The organism is Enterobacter sp. Ap-1006 (assembly GCF_011752835.1).
Classification (GTDB): Bacteria; Pseudomonadota; Gammaproteobacteria; order Enterobacterales; family Enterobacteriaceae; genus Cedecea.
In genome coordinates this window covers 891,090-903,289 of sequence record NZ_VWWU01000001.1, presented here as the reverse complement: position 1 = coordinate 903,289, position 12,200 = coordinate 891,090, and the positions used below count along the sequence as shown (strand labels likewise).

At 50.1% G+C, this 12,200-nt stretch carries 11 protein-coding genes; 4 read left to right on the top strand and 7 right to left on the bottom strand.

Annotated elements, in window-relative coordinates:
- Nucleotides 1-155: 155 nt before the first annotated feature.
- Both F3J28_RS04215 and F3J28_RS04210 read right to left on the bottom strand, forming a co-directional pair.
- Entirely contained in the window at nucleotides 156-1,652 is a 1,497-nt protein-coding gene (locus F3J28_RS04215) for a SulP family inorganic anion transporter (protein WP_166873071.1), read from the bottom strand.
- A 270-nt stretch (nucleotides 1,653-1,922) separates the two neighbouring features.
- Nucleotides 1,923-3,839 carry an acyltransferase family protein gene (locus F3J28_RS04210; RefSeq protein WP_166873067.1) on the bottom strand — a complete coding sequence of 639 codons (1,917 nt, stop codon included), beginning with the start codon at nucleotides 3,837-3,839 and terminating at the stop codon, nucleotides 1,923-1,925.
- Nucleotides 3,840-4,255: 416 nt separating this feature from the next.
- Between F3J28_RS04210 and F3J28_RS04205 the strand changes: the two genes are divergently transcribed.
- Nucleotides 4,256-5,347, top strand: a complete 1,092-nt coding sequence (locus F3J28_RS04205; RefSeq protein WP_166873064.1) for an acyltransferase family protein — start codon at nucleotides 4,256-4,258, stop codon at nucleotides 5,345-5,347.
- Between the two features lie 434 nt (nucleotides 5,348-5,781).
- On the opposite strand, the gene F3J28_RS04200 is transcribed toward F3J28_RS04205, so the two are convergent.
- Genes F3J28_RS04200 through yobA form a run of 3 tightly spaced genes read right to left on the bottom strand, consistent with a single transcriptional unit; the run spans nucleotide 5,782 to nucleotide 7,411 of the window.
- Entirely contained in the window at nucleotides 5,782-6,126 is a 345-nt protein-coding gene (locus F3J28_RS04200; protein WP_166873061.1) for a YebY family protein, read from the bottom strand.
- A 29-nt stretch (nucleotides 6,127-6,155) separates the two neighbouring features.
- Complete coding sequence (gene copD / locus F3J28_RS04195) at nucleotides 6,156-7,031, bottom strand: copper homeostasis membrane protein CopD (protein WP_166873058.1); 876 nt, start codon at nucleotides 7,029-7,031, stop codon at nucleotides 6,156-6,158.
- Nucleotides 7,032-7,036: 5 nt separating this feature from the next.
- On the bottom strand, nucleotides 7,037-7,411 hold the full coding sequence (gene yobA / locus F3J28_RS04190) for a CopC domain-containing protein YobA (RefSeq protein ID WP_166873056.1): 375 nt from the start codon (nucleotides 7,409-7,411) through the stop codon (nucleotides 7,037-7,039).
- A gap of 141 nt (nucleotides 7,412-7,552) precedes the next feature.
- On the opposite strand from yobA, the gene F3J28_RS04185 reads away from it, so the two are divergent.
- From F3J28_RS04185 to exoX, 3 genes are all read left to right on the top strand, one after another.
- A complete protein-coding gene (locus F3J28_RS04185) occupies nucleotides 7,553-7,783 on the top strand; it encodes a DNA polymerase III subunit theta (protein ID WP_008453979.1) in 231 nt (76 codons plus the stop codon).
- Between the two features lie 129 nt (nucleotides 7,784-7,912).
- Nucleotides 7,913-8,641, top strand: coding sequence for a carbon-nitrogen hydrolase family protein (locus tag F3J28_RS04180; protein ID WP_166873053.1), 729 nt, complete (start codon nucleotides 7,913-7,915; stop codon nucleotides 8,639-8,641).
- Between the two features lie 29 nt (nucleotides 8,642-8,670).
- Nucleotides 8,671-9,342, top strand: coding sequence for an exodeoxyribonuclease X (exoX, locus tag F3J28_RS04175; RefSeq protein ID WP_008453977.1), 672 nt, complete (start codon nucleotides 8,671-8,673; stop codon nucleotides 9,340-9,342).
- Here exoX and ptrB read toward each other — a convergent pair.
- The gene (ptrB, locus tag F3J28_RS04170) at nucleotides 9,339-11,396 is read right to left on the bottom strand and encodes an oligopeptidase B (protein ID WP_166874419.1); all 2,058 of its coding nucleotides are present in this window, start codon (nucleotides 11,394-11,396) and stop codon (nucleotides 9,339-9,341) included. The two genes, exoX and ptrB, sit on opposite strands and share 4 nt — an antisense overlap.
- A 124-nt stretch (nucleotides 11,397-11,520) precedes the next feature.
- The gene (locus F3J28_RS04165) at nucleotides 11,521-12,195 is read right to left on the bottom strand and encodes a tellurite resistance TerB family protein (protein ID WP_008453974.1); all 675 of its coding nucleotides are present in this window, start codon (nucleotides 12,193-12,195) and stop codon (nucleotides 11,521-11,523) included.
- Nucleotides 12,196-12,200 lie beyond the last annotated feature (5 nt).

The window sequence follows — 12,200 nt, the reverse complement described above, 5'->3', positions numbered from 1 at the left end:
AATGTTACTGAAATGTTTATTTCCCCAGCTTGTCGTTTAAACCATCAGCCGGGCAGCGGAAAGTAGTGGAAAATTGTGACCTGCCGCTCAAAAAATGGCATTTCATGCTGGGAATGTTTGGGGAGAGCCGGCAGCGAACGCCGCCGGTAGAACCGCTAAAGTTTTCCGCTCAGACGCTGATGGAAATCGGCGCTGTGGGTGTCCAGGCCAACAATTTTGACCTGCGCCTGATAACGCTGATAGCGTGTTTCAATGGCATCTAATACGGCAACGGTGGAGGCATCCCAAATTTGTGCCTGAGTCAGATCGATCACCACCCGCGCCGGGTCGTCAGCATAGTGAAAATGCTCGACCAGGTCGTTGCTGCTGGCAAAGAACAGCGGCCCACGAACCCGGTAAGTCACTTCGCTCTCATCCGCTGCCAGCTGCCGCTCAGCACGCACCACATGTGCAATACGGCGAGCAAACAACATCATAGCGAAGATAACGCCTCCCAAAACGCCAAGCGCGAGGTTATCGGTATAAACCGTTATAGCGACGGTCGTGAGCATCACCAGCGTTTCCGGCACCGGCATTCGGCGAAGCGTAACTGGAGAGATGCTATGCCAGTTCAGCGTTTTCACCGCCACAATCATCATGATCCCAGCCAGCACCACCATCGGAATTTTTGCCATCACTTCACTCAGCACGGTGACCAGCAGCAATAGCACCAGCGCAGCCGCCACGGTAGACAGCCGCGTACGCCCTCTTCCCAGCTCAACGTTGACGACGGTTTGCCCAATCATAGCGCAGCCCGCGATGCCGCCATAAAAACCGGCGAAGATATTCGACACGCCCAGTCCCCAGCATTCACGCCGCTTGCTGGAAGGTGTATCGGTGAGATCGTCCACCAGCTTGGCCGTTAGCAAGGACTCCATCAAGCCAACAAAAGCGATGCTCAGCGCGCAGGGCCAGATAATGCGCAGCGTCTCAACGTTAAGCGGCACTATCAGTTCCGTTAACCCGGGCAAACCGGCTTTCATCGGCCCGCTATCGCCTACCGTGGGCATTACCCATCCCAGGGCAATACTCAAGCCGGTCACCAGAACAATCGCCACCAGCGGCGAAGGCACAGATTTAAGCAGTCTCGGCAACATTAAAACGACGGCGAGCGTCACGACGAACAGGCCCCAAACCAGCGGGGATTGCCCCCAGACATGAGGCACCTGAGCAAAGAAAATAAGAATACCCAGCGCATTCACAAACCCGGTCATTACCGAAAGCGGGATATAGCGCATCATTCGCGCCAGCCCGCTTAGGCCGAACAGGATCTGGATCCCGCCCGCCAGCACCACCGCAGGCAGGATATACCCCACTCCATATTGATGAACCATCGGTCCAATCACCAGCGCCACCGAACCGGCCGCGGCAGTAACCATTGCCGGGCGGCCACCCAGAATCGACATAGCAAAACAAAGTACGATCGAGGCAATCAGGCTGACCTTCGGATCCACGCCCGCGATCAGGGAAAAAGAGATCACTTCGGGGATCAGGGCCAGCGCGGTGACGACTCCGGCCAGCAGTTCACGCTGGATGAGGCGGGGGGAACGAAGCACGGCGCGCAGGCTATTCTCACGCGTATGTTGAGCGGCAAGCTCGGTTTGATTTGTCATAGTGGGATGCAGGCTTATTATCAGGAACGCCGCATTTCTCATGGAATGCGGTCAACGAGGCCAAAAGTGTAGCGTTGTCGCGGCAGTGATGCGAATTTTTGTGACCAGGCTCATTATTTTTTGAATATTATAACGCGTGATCTATCTTAATCCTCCCGGAAACACATGAATCAATAACACCATCCAGCATCACAACCTTGTGCTTATTGACATGCCCCCAGCCCAGCTCATGAATACTTAAGGTTTCTCGATATCGAGAAACCTCAAAAGCTAGTTAAGTAGATAAGGTGCGATTTTGCTCACAAAATATACCGACCCTGCGGGTGACAAATGTCCCCAGTCTGCCGTAACCAGGCCTTTCGGATCATCATTGACTCTCGTAAGGCATTCACCAGAGCGGCACAGTATATCCAGCGCAGATATATAGGTAACACCCTCGTTAGACAATGATGATTTGAATAATGCATCCCACTCAAACATTGTTTTGTTTAACCCATAACTCATATACAAAGGAGGATATGTTTTGAACTCAGACCAATATGCCAGCATTACTGCAACTAATGTATTGTTCCACTGCGGAACAGGCCCAATAATGATGACTCTGGTATCAGGTGATGCATTTTTAATTCGTGCAATAGTATCCTTGATTCCCGCAACAGCTTCTGCATGTGTTTGTATGGAATTAGAACCATTGACCATCCACGTAATGACAACTTTTTCCGGTTTCATTTCAGCCAATATATCCAGCTTTTCCTGGTTGACCAATTCGATATTTTTCTTATTATCAGCCAGTCCCGTATTTTTAAAGAAAGGCGCACCATTTCCATCGGTGAACTGCTCAATAGAAAACGCGTTGTTACTTCTTTTCTGTAGTGCCAGCAATCCTGGATACAGGGCTGCAGTATAAGAGTCTCCCCACATAAATAACTTATGAGGCCCCGATTCGGCACACTTCCCGATCCGTGCTGCTTTACTCATTTCTATTGGCGAGGAATGACATACTCCATTACGCCACACCCCAGGAATATCAAAAAACGAATAAACATCTTTAATTTTAGCAAGTTCACTTATTTCACCTTCATAGCGACCAGGCAACCCTTGCTTAAAATAGACGATCCCACCCATGATTGATGCAACAATAAACAAAATCGATAGTCGAAATCTTCCCAATACGCTGGAACTTGCTTTGATTAGATTCTTTTTACGGAATTTATTTTCCACTAAATGATACGATGCAGCGCCAAGAATCAATGAGGCAAAAATCCCGAGAATGATGATGTAAGTACCTGAGAGATTATGTTGCCGTATAAACACGACCACTGGCCAATGCCAAAGATACACTGAGTAAGAACTCACCCCTATATATTGAAGGACTGGATTATTGGTGAATATAGAGTTCTGCCGATTTGCTATAAGGATAAAGCAAGCACCTAAAACAGGAATCATCGCGAGAAAGCCTGGCCATGGAAAAGTGCCCCGCATCATAATGCATGTGGCGATGACCAATGCTAATCCTGAAAATTCAAATAGCTTAGACTTCTTTTCCGTGAGGTGTAATTGACAAAGATAAACCAACCCACCACAAAGCATTTCCCAAGCCCGAGCATAAAGCAGATAGAAGGATGAGTTTTGATATATCTGCGGTGTAAAAGATGAAATAAAATAAGAAAAAACACAAACACTAGCTAACGCATAAGTGATATTTTTGCGACCAAAAAGCCTGATAAAAATAAGAACAATGAACGGGTAGAGTAAATAAAACTGCCACTCTACGGAAAGTGACCAGGTATGTAATAGCCATTTGGTTTCTGATGCCGAATCAAAATATCCGGCCTCCGACCAATATGTGACGTTCGATACGAATAAAAGGCTAGCCAGCACATGCTTGCCGAGCTGCATTAACTCTGCGGGGGGGAGACTGTAAATGCCGTAGCAGCAGAGCGCCGTACAGAGTACCGTTAAAGCAGGTAGAATTCTGCGCCCTCGGTCGAGATAGAAATTCCAGATATTCAATTGGTTAGCATCATATCTCTGCAATATGATACTGGTCATTAAAAAACCAGATATGACGAAAAAAATGTCTACACCGGAAAAACCGCCTGACAACCAAGAATGATTAAAGTGGAAGAGGACAACCGCCAGCACCGCAATGCCACGCAATCCATTGATATCGTTACGAAAAGTCATTTGTTTTATTAACTTGTTTTTAAGACTTCAGGAAAGGAGTCAAACATACCGTTAGAACATGAGAATAGCAAACATCTTATCTCTATCCTGCCATACGGAAGACTTGGTACTAGCCGGCACCACCGCATACCCCGCCCCCCAACGGTTAGATAGCAATCGGCATTTGCTTTGACACTGGATTCTATAATAATCGGGAAATACTTAACACCATTACGGTGTGCCCACGAAGAGCGACAAAGTGTACTTTTAATTTTCACATTGTATTATCACTTCAATACCCTTTCAAAACAGTGACAATGAGAAATCACCGTTCGCCTCGCACAGCAACTTGATATTGATAAGTAATAGTGGCAACCTTTAATGCATAAGTGCCCTAAGAACAGTTGATAAACAGCACAATGGCTTATGGATAATAAATGAACTCTATATACATCGCGAATTTCATAAAAAAAGACAACAACAACCTTGACTTTATCAGACTACTTTGCGCTTATTTTGTCATTTACTCACACGCCTATGTCCTGGCGCCATCATTTGGAAGCGATGATATTTTATATAAAACATTCCAGTTAGGTGATATTGGTTTTGGGAGTATAGCTGTTAAAACATTTTTTTTGATAAGCGGCATACTCATCACAAATAGCTTAATGTCTGGTGGAAATCTCTTTTCTTTTGTTATTTCACGTTTCGCAAGGATTTATCCTGCATTTTTCGTTGTCGTTGTGATCTCTGCTACCGTCATCGGCCCTCTGGTTAGCACCTTGAGCCTCTCTGATTATTTCTCTTCGAATGAGGTATGGCTGTACATTTCAAAAACACTCAGACTTAATATTCAATACTTACTTCCCGGTGTATTTAACAATAATGCATTGCCTGCCATCAATGGTTCCATTTGGACGATACCAATGGAGGTTAAAGCTTATCTTTATTTAATGTTAACATATCTGTTAAGTATGGTTTTTGGTCACTACAAAAAATACTTCATCGCCTTCATATCAATAGTAATTATTGCTGAACCTTTTACTCCATTTAAAGGTGTTTTTCTGGCCAAAACTGATGTCATTGGTATTTATTTGTTATATCCATTCTTTTCAATCGGTTGCCTTCTGGCACTATTCAAAGAGAATATCAAAACACATCATCTACTATTAATTTCAGTTTCATCACTTATCGCATTTATCGTTTTTTCAAAGTCAGAGTTGAACCGAACATTTTGCTTTCATTTATTTTCATCTCTATTTTTAATTTACATAGCTTCAACGCCACTCATCAAAAAAATAAAAATCAATAATGACATATCTTACGGCGTTTATCTTTGGGCATTTCCCGCTCAACAATTAATAGCCTCTGCTTACCCTCACTCCCCATACATTAATATGATTATCGCTTTCATACTCTCAAGCATATTGGGCTTAATAAGCTTCCATGTAATAGAAAACCCATCAATGGTGGCTGGGAGAAAGATAAAAAAATCACGATTGTTTCTACGTCAGGGACATACGTCGTAACAGCAGCGACATGTAGCTGGATCCGAGAGAAAAGGCAGCATACTGCCCTACATTTACCTGGTTAAAAAAATGTTAAATCGAAAAATAGTGTGGTATAAGGAAAAAGGCCTGAATGTAGAAATTCGAGTAAACGTCGAATGATTTCGAAACGGCCTCTGTAAGTGATTGTAATAGCTTACAAATAAAAAAAGACCGAATACGATTCCTGTATTCGGTCCAGGGAAATGGCTCTTGGGAGAGAGCCGTGCGCTAAAAGTTGGCATTAATGCAGGCTAAATCGCCTTGCCTCTTAAGAATAGATTACCGGCGCAGGTTTTCCAGTCCGCAACAAAAGCGGTCAGAAAAAAGGCGCAATAAAGGTGACTATTTATGCAAAAACAGCAATATCCCATTGAGGCTATTGCTGTTTTTTTATGCCAGGAAATGCGTATTTTTTATTCACTGCAAAGCTTTTGCGCGCGCTCAATGAAGGGTTCGAGACTCATCTTCTGGCCTGGATGCTGCGGGTCGTCCACCTGAATAACGCTGATTGGCTGCCCGCTCGTTTTACCGCTCTTGATCTGCTGCTCGGCAATAACGTTCAGCGGGTACTGCATCAACGTACTTGGGTTGATGGCAAACAACGCATTCCCCGCTCTGCAGCTCAACATCACCTCTTCACGATTGAACGCCCATTTGTCTTTACCCACCTCAAACCGACTCACGGTGATAATTTGCGGGGCAGCCAGCGCAGAACTCGCGCAGGCCAGCAGCAGTAAAGTCAAAATGCTCTTTTTCATGAATCTCTCATATAAACCAGTTTGCGCCGTCAGAACGGCTCCCAGGTAGCATAGATGCTGACAAGCAGCAGTACTCCTACCGATAAAATCACTTCCAGCCACGTAAGCTGAATAAATCTTCGCTGAGCATCGGCCTGAACAACGTCAAAACGCGGCACCAGTATATATCGGTTGATCAGCGCCAGCATAACCATCACCAGCACCAGCACAACCTTCAGCGCCAGCAATCGAACATAACCACTTTCCAGCGGCAGCGCCCAGCCGAGGATAAGCAAGCTATTCACCACGCCGGTCACCAGTACCGCAGCCACTGCAAGATGCCCGTAGCGCGAAAAACGCATCATTGCCGTAATCGCCGGAGTACGCCAGCGCGGCTTATGCGCCATATACATACAAACCAGCAAAGGCAGCAGGCCCCCCACCCACCAGGCCGCGCTCAGAAGATGAATCGCATGGTTCATCCGCTGAAAGACACCGAGCGCGCCATCGTGCATTGCGGCATGCCCGACGCCAGCCAGCATAATTAGCTGCGCCGCGGCTAACAGCAGCAATAACCCCGGCATTGCCCGGGGAGCGATCGGCACAGCGGCCAGCGTGGCCAGGCCCAGCAATAGCTGCCATATCCAGACTGAACCAAAGCGAGTCGTCAGTACCGCCTGCCAGACATCCGGCGAGAGAGTATCGCGCCAGCCGTCACCCATTTGCCCGGCCTGAGCCATGAATAGCAGACAGGCGCTAATGAGCGACAGCCAGACGGCAGGCCGCCACTGCGCCCTGAGGCGACGCACAAGAACGGGTTTAAACTGCTGCGGGGCAAGGAGCGAACAGCAGATGGCGCTGCCAAGCAGCACCATCAAGGCAGTGAAATGGATAAAACGCAGCGCGATGTAAAACGCCGACAGCATGGCGATTACTTCACGGAGAAGTGATAGCTACCTTTGGTTTTGTGTCCGTCGACCGACACAACATGCCAGTCCACGGAGTAATCACCCGGTTTCAGGGCTTCTTCAACCGGCACAATCAGCTGTTTGTTGTCGGTCTCAGCAACCTTCACTTTCCCGGTCTTCACGGCAGATTTCTGCGGGCCGGTCACAGTCACGCCGCTGAAGCCAGGCTCCACGCCTTCAGAGAAGCTCAGGGTCAGCGACTGCGGCGATGCTGTCACGGCGGAATCTGCCGCCGGAGACTGCTGCTTAAGGTGCGCGTGTGCAAACACCGCTGGAGAAACGGCCATAGCAGTGACAAATGCCGCCACGGTTGCGATGCGGGAGGAGATGAACGCCATATTAACTATTCCTTTTTGTTATGTGTTGAGGCGGCAAGGATACCCCCGCGTTAATACCAAGTCGAGACGGGAAAAACTATTGTTGCTTGTCATCCGGGGCGCAAAACAGTAACTTCTGCGCTGACATTGCAGGAGGATATGATGAGCTACAATCTCGCCGATTTACCCCAGGAAGAAATGGATAAAGTTAACGTCGACCTTGCCGCTGCCGGCGTGGCGTTTAAAGAGCGCTATAACATGCCCGTAGTGGCTGAAATGGTGGAGCGTGAGCAACCTGAACACCTGCGGACCTGGTTCCGTGAAAAGCTGATTGCCTATCGTCTGGCCTCGGTGAATCTTTCCCGTTTACCGTATGAACCGAAGCAAAAATAAAAACTTAAGAATTTTCTCTTTGATTCAAAACTAGTGCTACTCTCTTCCTTGTTCAGTTGACCACAAGCTTTGGCTCATCCCTCACGATTGCAGGACGCAATCGTTGGATGAAAGATTAAGGAAGAACCTATGCCACGCTGGAATGTTGCCGCTGCGCAATACGGTGCCGTTGCCGGAAGTTATCAGGCCAACATCGACCACCATCTCGATTTCATTCGCTGTGCCGCCGAAGAAGGCATCGATCTTCTGGTTTTCCCTCATCTCTCTTTATCCGGATTACGCCCCGACAACCATCCTCCGGCGTTTACCGATCCGCTGTTCGACCCGCTCAGCGAGGCTGCTCGCAGCTACCATATGACCGTGATCGTCGGCATGTCGCTCAGAGACGAGGCGCATAGCGCCGCCGGTATGGTAGGTTTTCTGCCGGACGGGTCGCGTATCGCCTGTTGCAAACGCCCCGCAACAGCTATCGATGTAAATGCTCAAACCCCCGTCGCACCACTTTTGGGGCAACGTTCCCGCAATATTGCCCTGGCCGTTTGCGCCCAAAGCGATGATGAAGCCTGGCCCCGAAGCGCCGCTGATATCGGCGCCGATCTATACGCCACCGGCGCCGCAATGACAGAACTAAGCTACCAGCAAGATGAGATGTATATGCAACGCTGGGCGCACAAATATGGACTCACCATTTTGCAGGCCAATTACGCCTGGTCCGGGGCAGAACTTCGCTCCGCAGGCCGCAGCGCATGTTGGGATAATTTAGGCCAGCTAGTCGTCAGAGCCGACCAGGGTGAATTGCTGGCGATTGGCCGCCGGGATGAGAGAGGTTGGCACGGCGAGGTCATTCCTTTACGCTAGTCGCCTGAGGCCTGTTAACGGAGACTGCGATGCTGCGCATTATTGATACGGAAACCTGCGGATTACAGGGAGGCGTAGTGGAAGTTGCGTCGGTCGATATCATCGACGGCAAGATTGTAAACCCGATGAGCGATCTTGTCCGTCCTGACCGACCAATAAGCCACCAGGCGATGGCCATCCATAAAATTACCGAAGAGATGGTGGCCGATAAACCCTGGATTGAAGACGTCATCCCCCGCTATATCGGAAGCCCCTATTACGTGGCGCACAACGCCAGTTTCGACAGCCGCATGCTGCCGGAAATGCAGGGTGACTGGATTTGCACGGTGAAGCTGGCGCGTCGCCTGTGGCCGGGCATCAAATATAGCAACATGGGCTTGTATAAATCGCTAAAGCTGCATGTGGATACACCTGCCGGGCTGCATCATCACCGCGCCCTGTTTGACTGTTATATCACCGCCGCCCTGCTGCTGAGAATTATGGATGTGTCCGGCTGGACCGCAGAAGATATGGTCACGATTACCGGGCGCCCGGCGCTGGTAACCACCATGATGTTTGGCAAATACCGGGGCAAACGCATTGCCGAAATAGCCGAAGACGACCCGGGTTATCTTCGCTGGATGCTCAACAACATCAAGGAGCTAACGCCGGATCTCCGCATGACGCTAAAACATTACCTGGCCGCCAGCGCGGCCGATTAATGCACACGCCCTGGCAGCGTCCCCTGCGCCAGGGCAATCAGGAAAGCAAACTCCAGTGCCACGCCTTCGTAAGATTTGAAGCGCCCCGACTTGCCGCCGTGCCCGGAATCCATGTCGGTACAAAGCAGCAGCAAGGTCTCATCCCGCTTATAGTCACGTAATTTGGCAACCCACTTAGCCGGCTCCCAATACTGCACCTGCGAATCATGCAGTCCGGTGGTCACTAACAGATGGGGATAAGCCTGCTCACGAACCTGGTCATAAGGGCTGTATTGCTTCATATAGCGGTAATATTCTTCATCCTGGGGGTTACCCCACTCTTCAAATTCCCCGGTGGTAAGCGGAATCGACTCGTCCAGCATCGTCGTCACAACGTCGACAAACGGCACCTGAGCCACCACGCCATGGAATAATTCAGGGCGCAGATTGATAGCTGCACCCATCAGCATTCCGCCCGCGCTGCCGCCCATCCCATAAAGCAGTTTAGGATCGCCATATCCCTGCTTGATCAGCTCGTCGCACACGTCCAGATAGTCGTTAAAGGTATTCATCTTTTTCAGGTATTTACCGTCTTCATACCATTGCTGGCCCAGTTCACCGCCGCCGCGGACATGGGCGATGGCGAAGACAAACCCCCTGTCCAGCAGACTCAAACGGCTGCTGCTAAAGTCAGCATCCATACTGCTGCCGTAAGATCCATAGCCATAGACCAGCAGCGGGCTTTTGCCCCGGCGAAAGTGTTTCCGGTGATAAACCAGTGAGACCGGCACCAGAACGCCATCCCGCGCCGTCACCCACAGATGTTCGCTGCGGTAATGGCTAGCGTCAAAACCGGCAACCTGGGTTTGCTTGATAACCCGCCGCTCACCGCTGTCCATATCCAGCTCGAATAGGGTGTCCGGCGTCGTCATTGAAGAGTAACCGTAGCGCAGGTGCGAAGTTTCCGGCTCAGGATTGTAGCCAAGCCAGGTGACATAGGCCGGGTCGTCAAAAGCGATACCCGTGGACTCACGCGTATGGCGATTAATCTGGCGCAGGCTGGTCAATCCCTGCTGGCGCTCGGCAACCACCAGCCAGTCGCGGAACAGCGTAAAGTCTTCAAGCATGACCTGTTCCCGCGCGGCAATCAGCGTTTCCCACTGTTTTTCGTCCCGCACAGCACTGCGGTAGAGTCCGAAATTTTTACCGTCTTTGTTGGAACGAATGTAGAACCCATGCTGGTAGTGATCGACCGTGTATTCATGATCTTTCCGGCGCGGGGCAAAAACTTGCGGTTCGGCGTCTGCCAGTTCGGCATCCAGTAACAAAGCCTCACTCGTCGTCGCGCTGGCAAGATGGATGACAACAAAATGCCGGGAGGTTGTTTTATGCACGCTGACGTAAAAAGCGTCATCTTTTTCTTCATACACTAGTTGGTCATCGGCCACCGGGTGGCCCAGCGTGTGCCGCCAGACCTGATAAGGCAGTAAGGTTTTGGGATGCTTGCGCACGTAGTAAAGCGTGACGGAGTCATTTGCCCAAACAAACCCGGTCGAGACATTATCCAGCAACTCCGGGTACCAGTTCCCGGTTTTCAAATTGCGCAGACGGATGCCGAACTGACGGCGGGAGAGATAGTCCTCTGCCAGGGCCATCACGGCATTGTCCGGCGTAATGGCCAATCCACCCATGGTGTAGAACTCGCTATGGGCGGCACGCTGGTTGGCATCCAGCAAAACGTCCCACTCGCCCCACTCTTCTCTGACCGCAGATTGCCGCTGATAAATCGCGTACTCATTCCCTTTGTCATACACCTGGCGGTAGCGATAGCCGTTCTTCACATACGGGGCGGAAACATCGCGAGGAGGAACGCGAGCGATCATCTCTTTGAGCAATTGATCCTGCAGCGCGCGCTGGCTCTCCATGATCCTTTTACCGTAATCATTTTCCTGCTCGAGGTATTTCAGCACATCGGGATCGGCGCGGTCATCATCCCGCAGCCAGTAATAGTTATCCGTGCGGGTATCGCCATGCAGCGTCATAGCGTGAGGTATTTTTTTGGCTTTTGGCGGCATCACTTTCATCATTTTCCGTTTAACACCCCGTAAGGGTGGCAAATTCAGCCGGGCTTGCAAGCGGAACATGAAGGATTAAAAGAAAATGCCGGGAGAAACCCGGCACAGGCTGATTGCAGGAGGATTACACCGCGAGCGGTTGTTTTTGCTGCTGAATATCTTGCTCAATACCGGAGCGGACATCCGGCGGTATGTTTAGCGCATCGCCCAGAGCGCTCAGGTAGCTACGTTCCATAAAGTGATCGATATCGATAGCCGTGCAGCTAAGGTAATAAAGCTCCAGCGCTTCCTCCTCATTTCTCACACCTTGTGCAAGCTGGTGAGGATCTAACGGCCTGTCGATCGCCCGTTCGACGAGCGCTTTACCTTCCCCGTCGATACCGACTTCACGCAGCTGTTGCTCAATAAACTGACGCTCTTTTGCATCGATATGGCCGTCGCTTTTCGCCGCAAAAACCAGCGCGGTAATTAATCTTTCGGTACGAACATCAACCGACGAGTGCGGCTCACTCCAGCCTGTGGAAACGGGCTGGCTCTGGCGAACCCGCTCCTTGTATTTGTTCCATAACACGCTTCCGGCCACGGCGCCGCCGCCGACCAGAAGCGCACTGGTGCCGTATTTTGTTAATAGTTTGCGGGAAGATTTACTCGCCAGCAGTAACCCGGCTAATCCACCCAGCGCCCCAGGCACCAGAAGTTTACCGATCCCTTCAGAGCTATTACCGGCTGCAGGCTGTGAAGATTGAGGAGAAGTAGATTGCCCCAGGAGCGACTGAAGCTGCTGTAACCAGTTATTCATGACGG